Origin of the sequence: Rhodococcus sp. NPDC056960 (genome assembly GCF_042674125.1) — a bacterium.
In the GTDB taxonomy this organism is placed as follows: Bacteria; Actinomycetota; Actinomycetes; order Mycobacteriales; family Mycobacteriaceae; genus Rhodococcus_F.
In genome coordinates this window covers 231,719-253,807 of the sequence record NZ_JBHURF010000006.1, presented here as the reverse complement: position 1 = coordinate 253,807, position 22,089 = coordinate 231,719, and the positions used below count along the sequence as shown (strand labels likewise).

Below are 22,089 nucleotides of genomic sequence, written 5' to 3'. Positions count from 1 at the left end.
TGAACGATGCGACACAAGGACGAGCAACGCGACTACGACGAGGCCGACCTCCGGGTGGAGTCCCCGAAGGACCATGCGGCCGGGCCGACCGCTGTCGCGGTGTCGATGAAACGGTCGCTCGAGCACATGGGTGTGGTCCGGACGGCCGAGACGTTGCTGCGGCTGAACCAGGCCGAGGGATTCGACTGCATGAGCTGCGCGTGGCCCGATCCCGACCCGGGGCACCGTCACGCCGCGGAGTTCTGCGAGAACGGCGCCAAGGCCGTCGCGGAGGAGGCGACGCGGGACCGCGCGACCCCCGAATTCTTCGCCCGGCACAGCATCGCCGACCTCGACTGCCACAGCGAGCACTGGCTCGGGCAGCAGGGCCGGATCACGCACCCGATGGTGAAACGGCCGGGCGGAACTCACTACGAACCCATCGAATGGGACGAGGCCTACGCCCTGATCGGCAACCAGCTGAACACCCTGGACAGTCCCGACGAGGCGATCTTCTACACGTCCGGCAGGGCGTCCAACGAGGCCGCGTTCGTCTACCAGCTGTTCGTCCGGGCGTTCGGGACGAACAACCTGCCCGACTGTTCCAACATGTGTCACGAATCGACGAGCATCGCGCTGCAGGAGTCGATCGGCATCGGCAAGGCCAGCGTCACGATGGACGACGTCTATCAGGCGAAACTCATTGTGTTGCAGGGACAGAACCCCGGCACCAACCATCCGCGGATGTTGTCGGCGCTGGAGAAGGCCAAGCAGAACGGCGCGAAGATCCTCGCAATCAATCCGCTGCGCGAGGCGGGTCTGGTCAATTTCAAGAATCCGCAGACACCCCGCGGCATGGTGGGCCCGGGCACCGACCTCTCCGACATGTACCTGCCCATCGCGCTCAACGGCGACCTCGCCCTGCTGCAGGCCTTCGGTTCACTGCTCGTCGAATGGGATGCCCTCGACCACGAGTTCATCGACCAGCACACGATCGGGTTCGAGCTGTGGAAGCAGCACGTCACCGGTATCGACTGGGACGTCGTCACCCGCACGACCGGCCTCTCGCGGGAGCAGATCACCGACGCGGCCCGGCTCCTGCGCGATTCCGACGCCACCGTGTTCTGCTGGGCGATGGGCCTGACCCAGCACCATAATTCGGTCGCGATCATCAAAGAAGTCACCAATATCGCACTCGCCCAGGGAAACATCGGCAAACCAGGCGCCGGTCTGCTGCCGGTGCGCGGGCACTCGAACGTGCAGGGCGACCGCACGATGGGGATCTGGGAGCGTCCGCCGCGGCATTTCCTGGACGCACTCGCGAAGGAATTCGACTTCGATCCGCCCCGGGAGAACGGCTACGACACCGTCGATTCCATCCGGGCGATGCGCGACGGCAAGGCGCATTTCTTCCTCGGGCTCGGAGGCAACTTCGTCCAGGCGGCCCCGGACACCTACGTCACCGCCGCCGCGCTGCGCAAGACCCGGATGACAGTCCACATCTCCACCAAGATCAACCGCTCGCATCTCGTGTGCGGCGACACGGCCCTCATCCTGCCGACCCGCGGGCGGACCGAGCAGGATGTCCAGGCCGGCGGGGCCCAGTTCATCTCGGTCGAGGACTCGACGTGTTCGGTCCACGCGTCCCGGGGCCCGCTGAAACCGGCCAGTCCGCACCTCGATTCGGAGGTCGGCATCGTCACCCGAATCGCCGAGGCCACGATCGGTGACCGGTACGGTCTCGAGTGGAAGAAGATGCGGGACGACTACGCGAACATCCGCCTGCACATCTCGCGGGTCGTCCCCGGCTGCGAGGGGTACGAGGTGAACGTCCGGCGGCCCGGTGGGTTCGTGCTGCCGCACCCGCCGCGCGACTCCCGGACGTTCCCCACCCACTCCGGGCGCGCCGAATTCGCCGTCTCCCCGATCGAGGTGCTGCAGGTGCCCCCGGGCCACGTGATCCTGCAGACGATCCGCAGCCACGACCAGTTCAACACCACGATCTACGGGCTCAGCGACCGCTACCGCGGAATCGAGGGCGGACGCCGCGTGATCTTCCTGCACCACGACGACATCGCGGCCCTCGGATTCGACGACGGCGACATGGTCGACCTGTTCACCCACTGGGCCGAGGACGACCGGATCCGCTGCGCCCACGACTTCCGGATCGTCGAATACGACACGCCCCGCGGGTCCGCCGCCGCCTACTACCCGGAGACCAACCCGCTCGTTCCCCTCGACTCCACCGCGGCAGGCAGCAACTGTCCCACGTCGAAGTCCGTCGTCGTCTCCCTGGAACGCGCAGGCCGGTACAACGCCGAATGCCCGCCGGGGGCCGGCCAGGACGAGGTCGGCGCGGACTGGGACCACAAGTCAAAGCCCCAGCCCACGCACCTCTCCTGACGTGAGTGGCAAAGTGTGCCCCGGCACGCTTTCCCACTCACCTGCGCACGTGAGTGGCAATGTGTGTCGGGGTGCACATCGGCACTCACGTGGGCCTGCTCAACCCCTGTCGCGGTCGCGCAGGTAATCCGCCAGCGGCGCGTGCTGTTGTATGCGCGACAGGGCGATTCGGCGCGCCGCCACCCACATGAGCGCGGAGATCGCTACGGCGACGAGGACGCACAGTGCGAAGTCGGCGGTGCCGATCCCGGTGTGCACGTCGTCCGGTCTCACGATGCGCCACAACACGACCGGGATCACCGCGATCGCCGTAGAGAACGCCGGAAACACGCCGTAGGGGACCACCAGCAGGATCAGCCACCGCACCACGACGGTCCGCCACCGCACGCGTTGCTCCCACCGCCACCGCAGGGGACGTTGGTGGTACGGGAAGAACACCCCCACCAGACTCGACCCGGCGAGCGGGCCGAACGGACACAGTGCCACCGCGACCACGACCACGGCCGTGAACAACCAGTCCTGCTCGGCGAACCCGACGGCGATCGCAATCGTCGCGCACAGCGGGGCGATCAGCATCCACAACACCACCGCCTTGGCGCCGAGCATCGCCCCCAGCGCGTCCCGGTCGTCGAGTGCGGCGAGAATGCGCTCACGGTCCGGTGCCAGCACATTGGTGGCGGTCACGTCGGCGTACATCCAGCCCGCGAGGGCAAGGGCGAAACCCGACGGTCCGGTCCACTCGAACAGCCAATTCCGGGGCAGTAGGAACCAGGCACCGGTCATCAGCACTGCGTTGAACGCAACGGTCGCGAGAGTGTCCGCCGGGTTGCGCCAGATCCTGATCCACTCCGCACGAAGAGCGGCCATGACATTCAGCGTAAAGCGTCGGGCGGGCCGTGGGAGCGGGTCGGCAGGATCCCGGACGAGCGGGGCCGCGGGTCCTTTCCAGTGCGGACCGACCAGCTGTGCGACGGCGAGGCAGCCAGGGACTGCGCAGTCGCTAGACTCGGGCGGTGGACATCCGGGACGCCGAGTATCTCGTCGCCGTGGTCGATCACGGCAGCATCACCGAGGCTGCGCGTGCCCTGTTCATCGCCCAGCCGTCGCTGTCGCAGGCGATCCGCACCCTTGAACGCGATCTGGGTGTGGAACTGTTCGACCGTGGCGGGCGGAAGCTGAGGATCACCCCGGCGGGCGCGTCGTTCGCGAGCGCGGCGCGGCAGGTTCTCGCCGATGTCGAGCGGGCGCGGGCCGTCGTGCACGACGTCGCCGAACTGCGGTCCGGCACGCTCACGATCGCGGTTCTCAATTCTCTTGCCGCCGATCCGCTTCCGCGGATCGTCGGCCGGTTTCACCGGAAGTTCCCGAGCGTCGTGCTGGTCACGGTGGCGGCGGACGCTCCCGACGGCGTGGGCCGCGCGGTCCGGTCCGGCGAGTGCGATCTCGGGTTCACCGAGCTGCTCGGCGACCAGCAGGGGCTCGAGTCCCGGGTGGTGGGAACGCAGGAGATCGTGCTCGCACTCCATCCCGATCTGGCGATCGAGCTACCGGATCCGGTGCCCGTCGACCTGCTTGCCGACATTCCGATGATCGTCGAGATCGGGTCGCGACCACGACTGCCGGTAGACAACATCGCCGTCGAGTGTGCGCATCGTCAGTCGATGTGGGAGCTGGTGGTCCAGGGTGCGGGAGCGACCCTGCTCCCGAGGCGCGTCGCCGAGCAGGAACTGCCGGGGGTCGTGGTCCGGTCGCTGGCACCGCCGGAAGTGCGCACCATCGGAATCGTCCATCGCCCGGATCCGCCCCCGCCCGCGGCGGCGGCGTTCATCGCCTCGCTCGACGAGGCTCACGGCGCGAGCGTGCCGAGGAATGCGCGCCCGGCAGGAGATAGCCGCGCTTCGTCGTAGATCACCCCGTAGGGGGTGGTGATCGGCGGGTCGAGGGTGCAGATTCGTGCGCCGCCGACAGCGGCCCGTTCCGCGAGGGTGCGTTCCATGAACGACATTCCGACACCCTCGACGACGAACGCGCCGACGGCTTCCCGCTGTTCCACGACGGCCGACAGGGTCGTCCGGCGGCCCGCGTTCTGCAGCGCCTTCTCGATGACGGTGCGCGACGACGACTCCTTGGGCAGCCCCACCACGGGAAGATCCGGAAGGTCGTCGAGAGGGAAGGGGTCCCGCCAGGTGATTTCGGCGTCGTGCGGAACCACCAGCCAGTATTCGTGGATCCCGAGGACACGCGTGGTCAATCCCGCTGCGGCGAACGGGAAATGACTGAACGCGATCTCGCAGTGCCCGTCGCGGATCATCGACCCGATGACGTCGACCGGGCGCAGGTCGGCGAGCCGGACGACCACGCCGGGGTATTGCTTGCGGAAGGACCCGATCAGTTCCGTGACCGGGCCTTCCGCGACGTGTGCCGACGCGCAGATGTCGAGTCGGCCGCGCGGCAGCCCCGAGACGTCGACGAGCGAGCTCTCGGCGGCCACCAGATCTCGCACGATCTTGCGCGCGGGACCGACGAATGCCCGTCCTGCCGCGCTGAGGACCAGGCCGCGGCCCACGCGGTGGAACAGTTCGACACCGAGATCACGCTCGAGGTTGCGCAGCCCCTTCGACAACGACGGCTTGGTGACGCCCAGGGCCTCCGCCGCGAGCGCGAGGCCGTCGTTGTCGACGGTGGCGAGAAAGTACTCGACGTGTCGCGACTCCACCAGTGCAGACTACTGCCTCAGATGTGTCGTCCACCGGTGACTTCGAGGACGGTCCCCGTCATGTAGCTGGACAGATCCGACGCGAGGAACAGCGCGACGTTCGCGATCTCCTCGGGTTCGGCGCCGCGGCCCATCGGGACCTCCTTGAGCTTCGCCTCGATGATGTCGGCGCGCAGGGCACGGATCATGTCGGTGTTCACCACGCCGGGCTGGATCGCGTTGACCCGGACGCCGAGGTGGGCGACCTCCTTCGCGGCTGCCTTGGTGAGGCCGACCATGCCGGCCTTCGCGGCACTGTAGTTGGTCTGCCCGACCATGCCGACCTTGCCCGAGATCGACGAGATGTTCACGATCGAGCCCTTGCCCGCCTCGCGCATCGCGATGGAGGCGATCTGGGTGCCCAGCCATGCGCCCTGCAGGTGCACGTCGATGACAGAGCGGAAATCGGCGAGAGACATCTTGCGCAGTGTCGCGTCGCGGGTGATGCCGGCGTTGTTGACCCACACGTCCATGGCGCCGAACGCGTCGATCGCCGTCTTTCCCAGATTCTGCATCTGGTCCGGGTCGGTCACGTCGCAGGCGACGGCAACTGCCTGGAATCCGTCGGCCTCCAGCTTTCCGGCGGCGGCCTCGACGTTCTCGGCGTGCATGTCGCCGAGGACGACCGACGCGCCCTCACTCGCGAACTTCCGGGCCATCTCGAAACCGATGCCCTGGGCTGCGCCCGTGACGACGGCGACCCGTCCCTCGAGAAGTGTCATGAATTCTTCCTTCCTCAGTTGTCCGAAACGCCTCAGTTGTACGACCGCAGCACGCCGCGGCTGATGATCTGCTTTTGAATGTCGCTGGTGCCCTCGCCGATGAGGAGGAACGGTGCCTCCCGCATGAGGCGTTCGATCTCGTATTCCTTGGAGTAGCCGTAACCGCCGTGGATCCGGAAGCTGTCCTGCGTGACCTCGGAGCAGAACTCGCTCGCGAGGTACTTCGCCATCCCGGCGGCGACGTCGTTGCGTTCGCCGGAGTCCTTGAGCCGCGCCGCATTCACCATCATCAGGTGCGCCGCCTCGACCTTGGTGGCCATCTCTGCGATCCGGAACGCGATCGCCTGGTGTTCGGCGATCGGTGACCCGAACGTCTCCCGCGCCTTCGCATACTTCACGCCGAGTTCGAACGCGCGCTGCGCGATACCGCACGCCCGGGCGGCGACATTGACGCGGCCGACCTCGACGCCGTCCATCATCTGCCGGAAGCCGCGGCCCGGGTCGCCGCCCAGGATCGTGTCCGCGGCCGCCTGGTAGCCGCTGAACACCATCTCGGTGGTGTCGATGCCCTTGTAGCCCATCTTGTCGATCTTCCCGGGAATCGTGAGCCCGGGCAGCACCTCGCCGAACCCGGCAGGCTTCTCGATGAGGAACGCGGTGAGGTTGTCGTGGGCTTTCGGTGCCCCCTCCTCCGTGCGAACGAGTACCGCCACCAACGTCGACGACCCGCCGTTGGTGAGCCACATCTTCTGGCCGTCGATCACGTAGTTGCCGTCTGCAGCCTTGGCCGCCTTGGTCCGGATGGCGGCGACGTCGGATCCCAGTTCGGGCTCGGACATCGAGAACGCGCCGCGCAGTTCACCGGTCGCCATGCGGGGGAGGTACTGCGCCTTCTGTTCGGGTGTGCCGTGCTGGGTGATCATGTGCGCCACGATGAAATGGGTGTTGATCACGCCGGACACGCTCATCCATCCGCGCGCGATCTCCTCGACGCACAGTGCGTAGGTGAGGAGGGATTCGCCGATTCCGCCGTACTCCTCGGGGATGGTGAGTCCGAACAGGCCCATCTCCTTCATCTGTTCGACGATCGCCGTCGGGTACGTGTCGGAGTGCTCGAGTTCCTGCGCCTGCGGGATGATCGCCTTGTCGACGAACGCCCGTACCGCCGAGACGATCTCGTCCTGCGTGTCCGTCAGTCCGGCAGTCTGCGCCAGTCGTGTCATCGTTCCACCTGTCCCGTATCCATCAGTTCTCCGTACTCTGCTCGTCGTGCAGGCGGTCGCGTAGCGCGGACCGCAGGACCGCGCCCCGGGGGTGCGGGGGCAACTCGTCGACGAAGACCACCTCGCGCACCTTCTTGTACGGCGGCACCTTCGCGGCGACGAACTCGATCAGGTTGTCGGCGGTGAGGTGCGCCGCGGTGTCTGCCACCACGAACGCGACCGGCATCTCTCCGACCCCGGGCACGGAGCGGCCGACCACCACGACGTCGAGCACACCGCGCCGGGACAGCAGCAACTGTTCGAGTTCCTGCGGATCGACGGTGTAGCCCTTGTAGAGGAGTGCGTCCTCGGGTCTGCCTACCATGTCGAATATCGAGTTCCATCTCGCCGGGAAATATTATTGTTCGCGAATATGCCCGGGCAATTTCCCCTGGCACTGACACCTATTCAAGTGCCTAGGCCGGCCGTGGTCAAAGACGCTGAGGGAAACCGAGGGTTGCCCTGTTCCTATGGGTCGTAAATGTGCTCTGTGCTGCGTGTTCGTGGTGGCGGTGCCGCCTTGACAGCGAGGCCGGGTTGCTGGATATTCACCTTCATGGCTGAACGCGAAGTGAGTGACGAAGACTTCAAGGACATTCTCGCGCAGACGAGAGCCTTTATTCAGAAGGAAGTAATTCCCAGGGAAAATGAAATCGCGGAAAAGGATCTGATTCCGGACGACATTCGCCGCAAGGCGGCAGACATGGGTCTGTTCGGATACGCCATCCCGCAGCAGTGGGGAGGGCTCGGACTCGACCTCACCCAGGACGTCGAACTGGCCATGGAGTTCGGGTACACGAGCCTGGCGTTGCGGTCGATGTTCGGTACCAACAACGGGATCGCCGGCCAGGTGTTGGTGAATTTCGGTACGGACGAACAGAAGTCGGAGTGGCTGGAGCGCATCGCGTCGGGTGACGTGGTCGCGTCGTTCGCGCTGACCGAGCCGGAGGCCGGGTCGAACCCGGCGGGTCTGACCACCCGCGCCGTCCTGAAGGACGGTTCGTGGACGATCAACGGCACCAAGCGGTTCATCACCAACGCGCCGCTGGCCGACCTGTTCGTCGTGTTCGCGCGCACCCGTCCCGCCGACGAGACCGGAACCGGTATCGCGGTGTTCCTCGTTCCCGCCGACACTCCCGGTGTCGTGGTCGGACCGAAGGACAAGAAGATGGGCCAGGAGGGCGCCTGGACCTCGGAGGTCGCGTTCGACGACGTCACCGTCCCGGAATCCGCCCTGGTCGGCGGCAGCGAGGAGGCCGGCTACCGCGCCGCCATGACGTCGCTCGCCCGGGGCCGGGTCCACATCGCGGCCCTCGCCGTCGGTAGCGCTCAGCGTGCGCTCGACGAGTCCGTCGCGTTCGCGGCGGTCACGAAGCAGGGCGGCACCCCGATCGGTGACTTCCAACTGGTGCAGGCCATGATCGCCGACCAGCAGGTGGGCGTGTCCGCGGGCCGCGCGCTGGTGCGGGACGCGGCACGCAAGTACGTCAGCGGTGAGGACCGTCGGATCTCGCCGTCCGTGGCCAAGCTGTACTGCACGGAGATGGCCGGCAAGGTCGCCGACCTCGCGGTGCAGGTCCACGGCGGCACCGGGTACATGAGAGATGTTCCGGTGGAACGGATCTACCGTGAAGTCCGGCTGCTGCGCCTGTACGAGGGCACCAGCGAAATCCAGCGGCTGATCATCGGTGGCGGTCTCGTCCGCGAAGCCAAGAAGGCCCTCTGACCATGTTCGACGCAGTGATCTGTGAACCCGTCCGCACCCCGGTCGGGGGATTCGGCGGCATGTACCGCGACGTCCCTGTCACAGCCCTCGCATCGACCGTGCTGAAGGGCCTGATCGAACGGACGTCGCTCACCTCCGAAGACATCGACGACGTCATCTTCGGTCAGGGCTACGCCAACGGCGAGGCGGCGGCCATCGGCCGGATCGCCGCGCTCGACGCCGGCCTCGACGTCACCGTGCCCGGCATCCAACTCGACCGCCGCTGCGGCTCCGGGCTCCAGGCCGTGATCTACGCGGCCATGCAGGTGCAGACCGGGATGAGCGATCTGGTGATCGCCGGCGGCGCCGAGTCGATGAGCCAGACCGAGTTCTACAGCACCGGAATGCGCTGGGGCGTCAAGGGTGCGTCGGTGGAGTTCCACGACCGGCTGGCCAAGCCGCGCACCAACTCCGGCGGCGTGAACTTCCCCGTCGAGGGCGGCATGATCGAGACCGCGGAGAACCTGCGCCGCGAATACTCCATCAGCCGTGAGGAACAGGACGCGTACGCCGCCGAATCGCATGCGCGCGCAGTCCGGGCACAGGACGCCGGACTGTTCGACGCCGAGACGATCCCGGTGGCCGTGTCCGGCAAGCGCGGCAAGGATCCCGTCGTCCACACCACCGACGAGCACCCGCGCCGTGATGTCACGGTCGAATCGCTGGCGGCTCTGCGGGCCATCCGCTCCCGCGTCGACCCGGACGCCACCGTGACCGCGGGCAACGCGTGCGGACAGAACGACGCGGCCGCCGCCGCGATCGTCACCACCCCCGACAACGCCGAGCGACTCGGCCTGCGCCCGTTCGCCCGGCTCGTCAGCTGGGGTGTGGCAGGGGTGGAGCCGAACCGGATGGGCATCGGCCCCGTCCCGGCCGTCGACAAGGCGCTCACCCGGGCCAAGCTCACGCTGAACGACATCGATCTTCTCGAGATCAACGAGGCGTTCGCCGCGCAGGTCCTCGCGTGCGCGCGGGAGTGGAAGTTCGACGACACCGACATGCGAGACCGGTTCAACGTCAACGGCTCCGGCATCTCCCTCGGACATCCGGTCGGCGCCACCGGTGGCCGTATCCTGGCCAATCTGCTTCGCGAACTGGACCGCCGCGCGGCCCGCTACGGCATCGAGACGATGTGCATCGGCGGAGGACAGGGCATCGCGGCTGTGTTCGAAAACGTCAACATCTAGCCCTTCCCCCTTTGCCCGGTACCGGGCCGACCCGAAGAGAGTGTCATGCGCGTATTTCAGGGAATCGACGACGTCGAATCCGCAGTCGGCGAACAGCTCGGGCACAGCGACTGGCTCGAGATCACCCAGGACCGGGTGAACGGGTTCGCCGACGCCACCGAAGACCACCAGTGGATCCACGTCGATCCCGAGCGGGCCGCCGCGGGCCCGTTCGGCGCTCCCATCGCCCACGGCTACCTCACGCTGTCGTTGCTGCCGAAACTCGGCGCCGAACTCATGCGCATCGACGGCGTGAAGCTGGTGATCAATTACGGCCTCAACAAGGTTCGCTTCCCCCAGCCGGTGAAGGTCGGGGCGAAGGTCCGGGCCGGCGGCGAGATCGTGTCGTTCGAGCGCACGAAGCAGGGCGCGCAACTGATCGTCAAATACACCATCGAGATCCAGGGCGAGGACAAGCCGGCGTGCGTCGCCGAGACCGTCCGCGTCCTGGTCTCCTGAAAACGAGGAACAACATGCGTAGAGCAGCACTGGTCGCCCCCGTCCGCACGGCCGTCGGCCGCTTCGGCGGCGGACTGCGCGACGTGCCCGCCGAGATCCTGGCGGCGACGGTCATCAAGGAGACCGTCGCGCGGTCGGGCATCGACCCGGAACTCATCGAGGACGTCGCGATGGGGCAGTCGTACGCCAACTCCGAGGCCCCGTGTATCGGACGGTGGGCGGCGCTCGAGGCGGGACTGCCGATCTCGGTCGCCGGACTGCAGACCGACCGCCGCTGCGGCACCGGACTGCAGGCCCTCGCGACGGCGTCGATGATGGTGCAGACCGGAGCAGCCGACGTCGTGCTCGCCGGTGGCGTCGAGTCGATGAGCAACATCGAGCACTACACCACCGGAGCCCGGTGGGGCACCCGCGCCGGATCGCTCAACCTCTACGACCGTCTCGACCGCGGCCGTGAGCGCTCCCAGCCGGAATGGCGGTTCGGGAAGATCAGCGGCATGATCGAGACCGCGGAAAATGTCGCGTCGCGGTGCGGAATCAGCCGCGAAGAATCCGACGCGTTCGCCGCCGACAGCCACGCCAGGGCCCATGCGGCCTGGGAGGCAGGCAAGTTCGACGACGAGGTGATCGAGGTCAAGATCACCGATCGCAAGGGCAACGTCTCCGTCGTGTCGCGTGACGAGGGCATCCGTCCCGATACCACCGCGGAGTCGCTGGCGCGGCTGCGCAGCGTCGTCAAGGACGGTGTCGTCACGGCCGGTAACGCGTCTCAGCAGAACGATGCGGCGTCGTCGATGCTCGTCGTCGCCGAGGACAAGCTGGACGAACTCGGTCTCGAGCCGATGGGCTTCCTCACCGGGTGGGCGGCCGCCGGCTGTGAGCCGGGACTGATGGGTCTCGGACCGGTCGCGGCCGCGGCGAAGCTGTTCCGCCGCACCGGTGCGAGTTTCGACGACTTCGCGCTGATCGAGCTGAACGAGGCCTTCGCGTGCCAGGTGCTCGGCGTCCTGAAGGAATGGGGTTTCGACGACCGGGACCGCCTGAACGTCAACGGGTCCGGCATCTCACTCGGACACCCGATCGGTGCCACGGGCGCGCGGATGACCACCACCGCACTGCACGAACTGCGGCGGCGCGGCGGCGGCAAGGCGCTCGTCACGATGTGCATCGGCGGCGGGCAGGGAATGGCCGCCATCGTCGAAGGTGTCTAACCTCGACTGACACTCGCGTCTGCCGGCTCCGGCGTCGGAGCCGGCAGACGCGACTTCACGGTTCGATCTGACTGTCGGCACGCCTCATCGCATTGCAACTCGGAGGCCGCGCGTCTCCGCCGATGTCGGCGGGACGCATGTTGGCTTGAATCCTGAGGGCGATCAGCACGAGCATTAGATGTCGAGTAGCCACCACGACGGGGTGTGCTGCCAGAGTGTGTCGGGATTCGTGGCGGAGACGCGCGTGGTCAGGTGGGGTTCAGGGGTTGGGTGCGACGTGGGCCCACGCGGTGCGGACGGTGTGGAGGGCGGCGGTGGCGGTAACGGTGAGTCGGGTTTGGCCGGCAAGTTGCGTTTGCCATTCGTTGTCGCTGGGCGGCTTCCTGAAGACGTAGTCGCCGGGGTTCTTCCCGGTCGGCCCGTGTGTCCGGAACAGCGCGGCGGTGTCGGGGTTGATCGCGCCGATGTTGTTCAGGGCCCAGAGGTCCCACAGGTCGCGGGCGGCGGTGCGGTCGCACCAGGTGGCGGTCTTGGAGGCGGCGAACGCCGGCAGGGTGGGTACGAGCAGCCGGGCTGGTGGGGCGTCGCTGTAGCGCTGGATGAGGTCGCGGGGTTCGGTGGGCCACAGGGGGCGGTCGGTGGATGAGAGGAGTTGGATCTTTACGGACAGCCCGCTGGTGGTATGGAGGATGGCCGCGTCGACGCTCGATCCCGCACTGAGCGGGGGTGCCCATTCGAGTCGACCGTGTGACCGCTGAAGCGCTCTCGGGAGCGCTTTGTCGAGATCGGTGGCCAGCACGCTACGTCGTTTATCGAGGGTAATGAGATCGATGTCCTCGCTGAGTCGCCCGTCGGGCAGGTGTGTCCGGGCGAGGGCGGTGCCGCCGATGAAGTGCAGCGGTCAGCGAAATGCTCACTCGAGTAGGCGATGAGCAGGGAGATGAGGTGGTCGCGTTCGACCTGCTCGGGTGCAACCCCGAACCGGTCGGCGACACTGTCACGTTCGTCGAGGTTCACGACGTTGCCTGCGCCCAGGTCTCGGCGCGGGCGAGAGCCGCAACCAGTCCCTGCTCGGAAGCCAGCGCGGCGAGACGTTCGCGGTCACTGCGCCGGTAGAGCGACGAGGCGGCCTCCGGTATTTCATTCTCGGCGTCCCCGAGTCGCGGCCACCGCGCCAGGTCGAGGATGGTCTGTTCCGGGGTGGTGGCGAGAGCGGGCCCGAGCGGGGTGTCTACTCGTTCCGCATCGAGTTCACGAGTGTCGCGCCGGAGGAAGCGGATTGTGGCGGTCCGGTCGGTGAGGGTGATCGTCCGGTGCCGCCGGGGGACGGCGACGACCGCGGTGGCCAACGCCCGGGGAATCGCGTGGTGGAGGCGGGCGGCGCTGATGCCCATCACGATCGCGTCGTCGGGCCCGTAGATCGATGCGGCGATCCCGGCGGCGGCGGCTTCGAGGTTCGGGATCCAGATGCGGCCGGCTTGTTCTGGGGGCGCGACGATGTAGTAACCGGGGGCGGCGCGGTGCAGGACCCCGCGTCTGACTAGGCGGGCGAGTTCGGGGCGTGGGTGGGCGTAGACGTCGACGGCGTCCTGGGGGCGGAAGGTGCGCAAGGGCCGGCGGGCCAAGGGCGCGGGTACCGCGGTGCTGTGTGCTGTCGCCACCGATTCCACCTCGTATCTCAGGTACGTTTCGTAGGGTATAAGCCTACGAAACAAGCGCACTGCTTGCAGTAATGGAATGGGGACCGCGAGTCGAGGATCGATCGCGGCGGCCGCCGCGGGTCCAGCGCTGTGAACAAGGCTCGGTCCAATCCCGCGACCCGGGACCTCACCTGGGAAAGACGAAATCCCGACGCTAGATCCGACTGACACTCGCGCCTGTGCGCTCGGGCGACGGCAGACGCGACTTCACGTAGTTGACGAGCAATGCGGCGAAGACGATCGCGCATCCGATCGATCCGATGGCGAGTGTGTGCGCGATCCCGGTTTCGGTGGGTAGTAGGTCCGGTGCCAGGTTCGCGGCGAGTACCGCGCCCGCGACGGCGCTGCCGAACGAGCCGCCGACGGTACGCAGCACCTGGTTGAAGCTGACGGCACTGCCGAGTTCGGTATCGGCGACGCTGCGCGCGATCAGGGAAGGCATCGCCGCGTATGTCATGCCCATTCCGGCGCCGAATCCCAGCATGCCGATCAGGATTTCCCACAGTGCGTCGTGGGCGAACCAGAGGAACATGCTCGAGGCCGTCACCAGGCCCGCGCCGAGGAGCAGCAGCGTTCTCATGCGGATCCGGTGTGAGACCGCGCGGACGAGTCGGTTCGCGCCGAAACTGGCCACCGACAGGGGAAGCATCACGAATCCGGCCCAGAACAGGGGCAACGCGATGCCGTAGCCGGTGGAGGCGGGCGACTGGGCGATGAGGCTGCCGATCGAAAGTCCGATGTACATTGCGGCACCGAGGCCGATCGCGGTGCTGTTCGCGACCAGCACGTCAGCGTTGCGCAGTACCCGCAGGTTGATCAGCGGATGCGGGGTGCGCAGTTCGACGAGCGACCACGCCGTCAGCAGGATCGCGGCCCCGGCGAAGAATCCGACGGTCCACGGAGAGCCCCAGCCCCACCGTGAGCCCTCGCTGACGGCGACGAGAAGTGACGCGAGTCCGGTGCCGACCAGCAGTGCACCGGGCACGTCGAGCGTGTTGCGTGGCGCCTGCTCGTCGGGGCCTGCGGGAACGACACGCCAGACGACGACAATGGTGGTGATCAGGAACAGCGCCGCGAACCAGAACGCGAAACGGAACCCGAGAAGGTCCGCGAGGATGCCGGTCAGCGGATACCCGAGCCCGAGGCCCGTCGTCACCGTCACCGACAGGCTGGAGATGCCGAGCCGGGCCTGGTTCTCGGGGAGATAGCGGCGGGCCAACGCGATCGTCACCGGAACGATTCCGTAGGTGAGTCCCTGCAGTGCGCGTCCGATGAGGAAGACGGGGAAGGTGGGCGCGGTGGCCGCGACGATCGAACCGACCAGGATCGTGGTCAGGGAGCACAGCAGCAGGCGCTTCTTGTGCGGGCCGTCGCTCAGCCGGCCCATGATCGGTGTCGCGACCGCACCGACCAGCAGATTGACGGTGAGCATCCATTGGCCGGTGCTCACCTCCACGTGCATGTCGTGGGAGATGGTGGGGACCAGCAGCATGCCGAGTGAGCTGACGATCGCGGTCGTCAGGGCGGCGTAGGCCAGGCCCGGCAGTAGCCGGGGGTGCGTGAGGGACTCAGTCGCCGGGCGCATCGTCCACCAACTTGCGCAGAATCGGGACGACGGAGTCGAGAGTCTTCTTCTCCTCGGCGGTCAGCCGCTCCGCGATGGCCTGCTCCAGCCAATCGAGGCCTTTCGACCGTTCCTGCGCCAGCCTCTCCCACCCGGCGTCGGTGAGCTCGATCCAGATCCGGCGGCGATCCTGCTCGTCGGGCGTCCGCACGACCAACCCGAGACCTTCCAGTTCGCGCACTGCCGTCGCGATCGCCTGGGGGCTGATTCGCTCGGCCGTCGCGAGTGTCGACGCGGACGTTTGTCCGTGCTTCGACAGGTACGCGAGCACGCCTATCTTGCCGACGGAGATCGTCCTGCCCGTGGTGAGCTGTCGCCAGATCGGGCGCAGCGCTTCCCGCAGGACCTGAGCGGTGGCCTGTTCGGTGATCATTCGCAAAGCGTACAACCAGATTGATCAACCTAGTTGACTAAATGGGGAGTCTCACACCGGTCGCTCCAGGATCGTCCGCACCGGACTCCGTCGGCGATATCCTCGAGAGGACGCCATCGCGAGGTGAGTCCACGGGAATGTGCGCTGGTCGTGCCGTCGGGACCAGCGGGCGATGGCCGATGAGCCGACGGGGTGAGTGGTCCGTCCGATGGGTGAAGGTGATCCGCTCGACACGCAGCGGTATCCGCCGGCCCCGGCCGCGGAGTTGGCGGGCGCCGGGTTCGACGATGCCGTGGAGATCGGTCGCGGCGGGTTCGGTGTCGTCTACCGCTGCATCCAGGCCGACCTGGACCGCACGGTCGCGGTGAAGGTGCTCACCGTCGACCTGGACGAGGAGAACCGGGCGAGGTTCTTCCGGGAGCAGCGGGCGATGGGCCGGCTGACGGGGCATCCGAACATCGTGGGTGTGTTGCAGGTCGGTGCCACCGACAGCGCACGGCCCTACATCGTGATGCCGTTCCACTCGCAGGATTCCCTGGAGGCCCGGGTCCGGGAGAACGGCCCGCTGGCACTGGACGAGGTGCTGCGGCTGGGGGTGAAGATGGCGGGTGCGGTGGAGTCGGCGCACCGGCTCGGGATTCTGCACCGGGACATCAAGCCGGCGAACATCCTGCTCACCGATTACGGCGAGCCGGAGTTGGCGGATTTCGGTATCGCGCACATCAGCGGGGGGTTCGAGACCGCGACGGGTGCGGTCACCGGGTCGCCGGCGTATACGGCGCCGGAGGTGCTCGGTGGCGATCCGCCGAGCCCGGCCGCCGATGTCTACGGTCTCGGCGCCACCCTGTTCAGTGCGTTGACCGGTCATGCGGCGTTCGAGCGGCGTAGCGGGGAGCAGGTGGTGGCGCAGTTCCTGCGGATCACCACGCAGGAGGTGCCGGATCTGCGGGAGCACGGTATCGACGACGACGTGGCCGCGGTGATCGCCCGCGCGATGTCCCGCGAGCCCGGTGAGCGTCCGGCAACGGCGGCCGACCTCGGGGAACAGCTGCGCAGACTGCAACGCGACCACGGGATGCCGGTCGACGAGATGGCCCTGCGCGCGGAACCCGACGCGCAGGGGGACGGGCAGCAGCGGTCGGTGCGCGGACGATTGTCGCCGCCGTCCGGCGTGCTGGGCGCGACGGGCAGCCTCCCTTTGGAGTTGACGAGTTTCGTCGGTCGCCGGCACGAGCTCACGGAGGCACGGAATCTGCTGACCGGGTCGCGGCTGGTGACGTTGACCGGGATCGGCGGTGTGGGCAAGACACGGCTGGCGATGCGGGTGGCGGCAGCGGTGCAGCGCGACTACGCGGACGGGGTGCGCCTGATCGAGTTGGGGGAACTGCGGGACGCGTCGTCGCTGAGTGATGCGGTGGCCGCGGCGGTGGGGGTGCGGAATCAGTCGGCGCGGCCGCTGTCGGAGGTGCTGATCGAGTTCCTCGCGCCGCGGGAGGTGTTGCTGGTCCTCGACAACTGCGAACACATCGTGGACGCCGTGGCGGGGCTGACCGAAGCCCTGTTGCGGGTGTGCCCCGGGGTGCGGGTTCTGGCGACCAGCCGCGAGCCCCTCGGCATCGGCGGGGAGGCGGTGCTGCGGGTTCCGCCGCTGACCGTGCCGGACCCTGATCGGCAGCAGACTCTGCGGGGGTTGCCGACCTACGATGCGGTGACCCTGTTCGCCGAGCGCGCGGCGGCGGCGGTTCCGGGGTTCGCGTTGACCGAGGAGAACGCGGCAGCGGTGGTGGGTATTTGTCACCGTCTCGACGGGTTGCCGTTGCCGATCGAGTTGGCGGCGGCCCGGTTGCGGGCGATGTCGCCGGAGCAGATCCTCGGGCGACTCACCGACCGCTATGCCCTGTTGACCCGGGGGAACCGGGGGGCGCCGTCGCGGCAGCAGACGTTGCGGTTGTCGGTGGACTGGAGTTTCGAGTTGTGCAGTGCCGGTGAGCAACTGGTGTGGGGTCGGGTGGCGGTGTTCGCCGGGAGTGTCGAACTCGATGCCGCGGAGCGGGTGTGCGGTGAGGGCCTGGACCCGGACGAGTTGCTGGATACGCTGACGTCGTTGGTGGAGAAGTCGATCCTGATCCGGGAGGAGCAGGAGTCGGTGGTGCGGTTCCGGATGCTCGAGACCCTCCGCGAGTACGGGTACGAGAAACTCGAACAGACCGGCGAGGCTCTGTCATTGCGTCGCCGGCATCGGGATTGGTACGAGGCGTTGGCGCTCGAATCGGAGGCGGAGTGGATCAGCGCCCGCCAGGTGGAGTGGATTGAGCGGCTGAAGCGGGAGCAACCGAATCTGCGGGAGGCGCTCGAATTCGGTGTCGAGGACGATCCCGCCGCCGGACTGCGCACCGCCGCCGCCCTGTTTCTGTTCTGGAGTTCGCAGGGCCAGTACAACGAGGGTCGGCGCTGGTACGACCAACTGGTGGCCCGGCAGAGCGGCGCACCCACCCTCGAATGGGCCAAGGGCCTCTACGGAGCCAGCGTGATGGCGAACGTCCAGGGTGACGTGAACACCGGGGCGGCACGCGTCGAGCAAGGGCGCGCGCTGGCAGCGCAGACCAGCGACCCCTTGATACGTGCGTTCGTCTCCTTCACCGACGGAATGCTCGCCCTCCTGGGCGGTGACCTCGTCCGTGCCCGCTCTCACCTGGAGACCGCGCTCGCAGAGTTCAGCCGACAGGGAGACCGCACGCTCGAAGTTGCCGCCCTGTACCCGCTCGGGACGGCATACGGACTCAGCGGCGCGGCAGCGCAGGCGATCGAATGCCACGAGCGGGTCCTCGCAATCACGGAGAAGCACGGCGAGAAGATGTATCGCTCGCATTCGCTGTGGTCTCTGGGAATTGCCGTGTGGCAGCAAGGTAATGCAGACCGTGCGGTGCACCTACTCGAGGAGTCGCTGGAGCTGACCCGGCAGGTGCGCAGCCCCCGGGTCGTTTCGTCCTGTCTCGAAGCGCTCGCCTGGATCAGTTTCGAACGACACGATGCACTCCGGGCTGCTGTTCTGATGGGAGCTGCCGACGGGCTGGCGCGAGCGATCGGCAGTTCCGCGGTGATTCACTCCAATCTGATTGTCTACCAGAAAGAATACTTCGAGAAGGCCCGGACGGAACTCGGCGACAAAGCGTTCGGGGCCGCCCGACGTAAAGGCGAGCAACTCGGTTTCGACGCAGCTATCGCCTACGCCCTCCACGAGCAGCAGTCCGGAACCCCCGCCCGAGACACCGGCACGTCGACACGACTGACCAAGCGCGAACACCAAGTCGCCGACCTCATCGCCGAAGGACTGACCAATCAGGCCATCGCCGACCGCCTCGTGATCTCACCCCGCACCGCACAGGGCCACGTCGAGCACATCCTGGCCAAACTGGGCTTCACCTCGCGGACACAAGTCGCCGCCTGGGTCGTGGAGCGGGCACACGATTAGGCAGTGATCCAAGGTGTTCGCCGCCGTAATCGAGGCGTTCCTGACGCGCCACCACCTGTGACGCCCGCCGTGCTCGCCGAAGCCCCGCGCCGGGACGAAACGGTCGCTGTTCACACCGATCGACCGCTGGGGCCACACCCCCTTCGCACCGGCACCGTTGTCGGCGCAGTCGGTCGCAATGCTGTTCCGCGCCCGCCTGATCGGCCATGCTCCGGTAGGCAAACGGCGGCCGCCGCGCCCGACGGGGAAGGCCCTAGCCCGCAGAGTTTGCGCGTGTGCAGGGCGATCCCAGAGCGGACGCGTGCCGGGTCACTCGAGGTGCTTGTCGAACCAATCGATCGCTACTTCGGGGTGGATGCCGAAGTAGTTGTAGCCATCGAAGCGGCGGTCGGTGCCTTCGATCCAGTGCAACTCTTTATCGTCCACGGGTAGCGCATCGTAGATCGATTGGACGTCTTCTGGGCGTGTCATGGTGTCGTTGTGGACCTGCGCAACGAGTGTGGGGACGGTGACGGCCTTGACGTGCTCGAGCGGTGATTGCTCGGCAAGGTGGAACCCGGTCCGCTCGTGCACAGCCTTGTCGAACTTCTCGTAGCCATCGGCCATGCCGACGCCTTTGACGAACTCCTCGACGACGTACTTGGCGGAAACTGGCTGCAGCATGACCATCGCCTGGATATCGGAGAACTCGTTCGGGTGCTTGGACCAGGCCACTGCGGTGGAGTCGGCGCCGAGGCAGACCGACAGCAGAACCTTTTTCATCTTCTCGGTGTCCGGCCGAGAGGCGGCGTAGTGCAGGGATCCGATGACGTCGCGATACTCGAGCAAGCCGATGCCGACGATGCCGCCGTTACCTTGTCCGCTGAGGCCGTGGTTGCGGATATCGTAGGCCAGGATGTTGTAGCCGGCGTCGTGCAATGCTTTGTACTCGGGCAAGAAGTTGATCTCGAAACCCCCGAATCCACCGAATTCCGGGAGATGACCCGGGTATCCGTACCGGTTGCCCGGCAGGAAATGATTGTGGATGATCAACTTGTCGGAGTCCGCGGGAATGAACCAACCTTCGAGCGGCACGCCGTCCGTCGACGGGAATGTCACGTCGTCGTAGTCCAGTCCGACCTCGCCGGGTCGCCGCAACACCGGTGCCCGCCGTCCAGCGGTCGTTCCGGTGGTCCACAACGCAACAAAGCTGTCGAACGCGGCCTGGGCCTCGTCTTCTTCAGCCATCGGGTTTGCCTTCCTTTCCGGCGCCTGGACGCCATACCGGGGTACTTCGTCGTAACGACACGGTCGTACTGCCTCCATCTGGGATGGTTGCGACGAAGCTCAACTACGGTCGAGCGTTCTCCCCGTTCGCTGATATATCCAGGTACTGACAGCCCTCCCCTCGCGTTGCTTTCATAGATGTTCCTTTCCCCGCGCACCCATCACTACGCTGCGAACCCCGAGACGTAACGGACGGTTGGTTAGTGAGGGCCGACAAGTCCGACAGTCGATCAGAGCTGAGTTTCGGCTGTATCGAATAGTTCCCGGGCGAGGGTGATCGCCGAGATTGCGCGAGGCCACCCCGGTAGAAGGCGAGGTGGACAATTGTCTCCTTCAACTCCGACTGCGTGACGCCGTTGGCGACGGCCCGCGTGAGATGACTGCGTAGTTGCTCGGTACTGCCGTTGGTAATCAGGGCGGCACAGGTGATCAGGCTGCGATCGCGAGGGGTGAGATCGGCTCTGGTCCAGATGTCGCCGAAGAGGACGTCGTCGGTCAGCGACACCAGTTTGGGGGCGAAGTTGCCGATCAGCTGTTGCACCGGCGTGGGCTGGTTCGAATTCGTCATTCATGGTCCTTCCATTGAGGGGCAGGTCCGGATTCGCGAGGTGGCGCGTCTCATCCCTCCAGTTCGTGACCTAAAGCACTTGATTCCAAAAATCATACATAATAGATTTATACAAATCGGTCGTGAGAGGGCCTTGGGAGTGCAGCATGCGCAACACGTCGATCGGACAGGACGCCGTGGCGCTGGGCGGTGTGGTCGCCGACCTCATCCACGACGTAAGCGTGCTGCTCGACCGCGATCTGAGCGGTCCGCAGCCGGTCGGCGCGCTGTCGCACAGTCAGGCGCTGGGTCGGCTGTGGGACCTGGTGACTGCGGAGATGACGTGTGCAATCGGCCGTCAAGACACGTCGCCCGACGCTCTGACCTCCCTGATGCTGCTTCTCGGCCGCATACGCGAGGCGGAGGCTGCGGTGGCACAGCTGGGCCTCGCCGACCACGCGGAGATTCTCACGAAGGTTCAGTCGGCGTTGGCGCGGGTCGGCGACGTGCAGACCGTCGACGCGCTGTTGGCCCGGGCTCCCGAGGCGGTGTGCAGCCTCGGCTTCGATCGTGCGCTGTTGTCGACGGTGGACGGGTCGTGGCGGTTGCATTCGATGCACGTCGTCCGCGATCCGCGCTGGGCAGAGGAGATCGTGGCGGTCGGCAGGGAGAATCCGCCGGTTCTCGACCGCATGCTCGTCGAGAACGACACTGTCGTCGGTGCTCGCGCGACCATCGTCCACGAGGTGCAGGACAACCCTCGCGTCAACCGTCCGCTGGCAGAGATCACCAGATCCTCGTCGTACGGCATTGCGCCGCTGATTGTCGACGGTGACGTCGTCGGGCTGGTGCACGGCGATTGTTTTCACCAGCAACGTAATCTCACCAGTGTCGATCAAGCCCTGTTGGCGACGTTCGCCGAGGGTATGAGTCAGAACCTGGCGAGAGTAAGTGTGCTCGAAGGCCTTTCGACGGTACGCGCCCAACTGGACGGGCTCGGACGCTGGACCAAGGCATCCGGGCAGGGGGTAGAAAAGTCCGTCGCGCTCGGTCGCGACGACGATTCCGTGCTCACCCGCCGCGAGGTGCAGATCGTGAAACTCATGGCGGACGGCGATTCCAACGGCAAGATCGCCCGCAGGCTGGTCATCTCGGAGGGGACCGTCAAGACCCACATCACCCGCATACTGCGCAAACTCGGCGCAGCCAACCGGGCCGAGGCCGTGTCGATCTGGCTGCGCAATTCCGATATCACGCGTACAGCGACGTAAGGCTGATCAAACCGAAGGTCGTACGAAACTACGACCTCCGTCAGATGTTCCCGC

19 protein-coding genes are annotated in these 22,089 nt (G+C 66.8%); 8 read left to right on the top strand and 11 right to left on the bottom strand.

Annotated features, from left to right (window positions below; genetic code table 11):
- Nucleotides 1-6: 6 nt before the first annotated feature.
- Nucleotides 7-2,382: an FdhF/YdeP family oxidoreductase gene (locus ACFTWF_RS11835; RefSeq protein ID WP_378461389.1), complete on the top strand. Its 2,376-nt coding sequence runs from the start codon at nucleotides 7-9 to the stop codon at nucleotides 2,380-2,382.
- Between the two features lie 99 nt (nucleotides 2,383-2,481).
- On the opposite strand, the gene ACFTWF_RS11830 is transcribed toward ACFTWF_RS11835, so the two are convergent.
- Nucleotides 2,482-3,249 carry a hypothetical protein gene (locus ACFTWF_RS11830; RefSeq protein ID WP_378461388.1) on the bottom strand — a complete coding sequence of 256 codons (768 nt, stop codon included), beginning with the start codon at nucleotides 3,247-3,249 and terminating at the stop codon, nucleotides 2,482-2,484.
- Between the two features lie 146 nt (nucleotides 3,250-3,395).
- Between ACFTWF_RS11830 and ACFTWF_RS11825 the strand changes: the two genes are divergently transcribed.
- Nucleotides 3,396-4,289 (top strand): LysR family transcriptional regulator, encoded by an 894-nt coding sequence (locus tag ACFTWF_RS11825; RefSeq protein WP_378461387.1) that lies wholly within the window; start codon nucleotides 3,396-3,398, stop codon nucleotides 4,287-4,289.
- On the opposite strand, the gene ACFTWF_RS11820 is transcribed toward ACFTWF_RS11825, so the two are convergent.
- Genes ACFTWF_RS11820 through ACFTWF_RS11805 form a run of 4 tightly spaced genes read right to left on the bottom strand, consistent with a single transcriptional unit; the run spans nucleotide 4,229 to nucleotide 7,446 of the window.
- Nucleotides 4,229-5,098 carry a LysR family transcriptional regulator gene (locus ACFTWF_RS11820; protein WP_378461386.1) on the bottom strand — a complete coding sequence of 290 codons (870 nt, stop codon included), beginning with the start codon at nucleotides 5,096-5,098 and terminating at the stop codon, nucleotides 4,229-4,231. The two genes, ACFTWF_RS11825 and ACFTWF_RS11820, sit on opposite strands and share 61 nt — an antisense overlap.
- A gap of 17 nt (nucleotides 5,099-5,115) precedes the next feature.
- On the bottom strand, nucleotides 5,116-5,859 hold the full coding sequence (gene fabG, locus ACFTWF_RS11815) for a 3-oxoacyl-ACP reductase FabG (protein WP_378461385.1): 744 nt from the start codon (nucleotides 5,857-5,859) through the stop codon (nucleotides 5,116-5,118).
- Between the two features lie 32 nt (nucleotides 5,860-5,891).
- Nucleotides 5,892-7,082, bottom strand: coding sequence for an acyl-CoA dehydrogenase family protein (locus ACFTWF_RS11810; RefSeq protein WP_378461384.1), 1,191 nt, complete (start codon nucleotides 7,080-7,082; stop codon nucleotides 5,892-5,894).
- 22 nt (nucleotides 7,083-7,104) lie between these two features.
- Nucleotides 7,105-7,446: a 4-coumarate--CoA ligase gene (locus ACFTWF_RS11805; protein WP_378461383.1), complete on the bottom strand. Its 342-nt coding sequence runs from the start codon at nucleotides 7,444-7,446 to the stop codon at nucleotides 7,105-7,107.
- A 231-nt stretch (nucleotides 7,447-7,677) separates the two neighbouring features.
- Here ACFTWF_RS11805 and ACFTWF_RS11800 point away from each other — a divergent pair, with 231 nt between their 5' ends.
- The 4 genes from ACFTWF_RS11800 to ACFTWF_RS11785 are packed head-to-tail and all read left to right on the top strand — an operon-like array spanning nucleotide 7,678 to nucleotide 11,782.
- The gene (locus ACFTWF_RS11800) at nucleotides 7,678-8,847 is read left to right on the top strand and encodes an acyl-CoA dehydrogenase family protein (RefSeq protein WP_378461382.1); all 1,170 of its coding nucleotides are present in this window, start codon (nucleotides 7,678-7,680) and stop codon (nucleotides 8,845-8,847) included.
- A gap of 2 nt (nucleotides 8,848-8,849) precedes the next feature.
- The gene (locus ACFTWF_RS11795) at nucleotides 8,850-10,073 is read left to right on the top strand and encodes an acetyl-CoA C-acetyltransferase (protein ID WP_378461381.1); all 1,224 of its coding nucleotides are present in this window, start codon (nucleotides 8,850-8,852) and stop codon (nucleotides 10,071-10,073) included.
- A 45-nt stretch (nucleotides 10,074-10,118) separates the two neighbouring features.
- Nucleotides 10,119-10,571, top strand: coding sequence for a MaoC family dehydratase (locus ACFTWF_RS11790; RefSeq protein ID WP_378461380.1), 453 nt, complete (start codon nucleotides 10,119-10,121; stop codon nucleotides 10,569-10,571).
- A gap of 14 nt (nucleotides 10,572-10,585) precedes the next feature.
- On the top strand, nucleotides 10,586-11,782 hold the full coding sequence (locus ACFTWF_RS11785) for an acetyl-CoA C-acetyltransferase (protein WP_378461379.1): 1,197 nt from the start codon (nucleotides 10,586-10,588) through the stop codon (nucleotides 11,780-11,782).
- 259 nt (nucleotides 11,783-12,041) lie between these two features.
- On the opposite strand, the gene ACFTWF_RS11780 is transcribed toward ACFTWF_RS11785, so the two are convergent.
- From ACFTWF_RS11780 to ACFTWF_RS11765, 4 genes are all read right to left on the bottom strand, one after another.
- Nucleotides 12,042-12,641, bottom strand: a complete 600-nt coding sequence (locus ACFTWF_RS11780) for a nucleotidyl transferase AbiEii/AbiGii toxin family protein (RefSeq protein WP_378461491.1) — start codon at nucleotides 12,639-12,641, stop codon at nucleotides 12,042-12,044.
- A gap of 154 nt (nucleotides 12,642-12,795) precedes the next feature.
- A complete protein-coding gene (locus ACFTWF_RS11775; protein ID WP_378461378.1) occupies nucleotides 12,796-13,443 on the bottom strand; it encodes a type IV toxin-antitoxin system AbiEi family antitoxin in 648 nt (215 codons plus the stop codon).
- A 193-nt stretch (nucleotides 13,444-13,636) separates the two neighbouring features.
- A complete protein-coding gene (locus ACFTWF_RS11770) occupies nucleotides 13,637-15,067 on the bottom strand; it encodes an MFS transporter (RefSeq protein ID WP_378461377.1) in 1,431 nt (476 codons plus the stop codon).
- Nucleotides 15,051-15,479: a MarR family winged helix-turn-helix transcriptional regulator gene (locus tag ACFTWF_RS11765; RefSeq protein WP_378461376.1), complete on the bottom strand. Its 429-nt coding sequence runs from the start codon at nucleotides 15,477-15,479 to the stop codon at nucleotides 15,051-15,053. The genes ACFTWF_RS11770 and ACFTWF_RS11765 overlap by 17 nt, the downstream gene beginning before the upstream one ends.
- A gap of 208 nt (nucleotides 15,480-15,687) precedes the next feature.
- Here ACFTWF_RS11765 and ACFTWF_RS11760 point away from each other — a divergent pair, with 208 nt between their 5' ends.
- Nucleotides 15,688-18,951 (top strand): protein kinase, encoded by a 3,264-nt coding sequence (locus ACFTWF_RS11760; protein ID WP_378461375.1) that lies wholly within the window; start codon nucleotides 15,688-15,690, stop codon nucleotides 18,949-18,951.
- 309 nt (nucleotides 18,952-19,260) lie between these two features.
- Here the strand turns inward: ACFTWF_RS11760 and ACFTWF_RS11755 are convergent, their stop codons facing one another.
- A complete protein-coding gene (locus ACFTWF_RS11755; RefSeq protein WP_378461374.1) occupies nucleotides 19,261-20,178 on the bottom strand; it encodes an alpha/beta hydrolase family protein in 918 nt (305 codons plus the stop codon).
- A 103-nt stretch (nucleotides 20,179-20,281) separates the two neighbouring features.
- Entirely contained in the window at nucleotides 20,282-20,785 is a 504-nt protein-coding gene (locus ACFTWF_RS11750; RefSeq protein ID WP_378461373.1) for a carboxymuconolactone decarboxylase family protein, read from the bottom strand.
- Nucleotides 20,786-20,931: 146 nt separating this feature from the next.
- Here ACFTWF_RS11750 and ACFTWF_RS11745 point away from each other — a divergent pair, with 146 nt between their 5' ends.
- Entirely contained in the window at nucleotides 20,932-22,035 is a 1,104-nt protein-coding gene (locus tag ACFTWF_RS11745; protein WP_378461372.1) for a LuxR C-terminal-related transcriptional regulator, read from the top strand.
- Nucleotides 22,036-22,089: the final 54 nt, after the last annotated feature.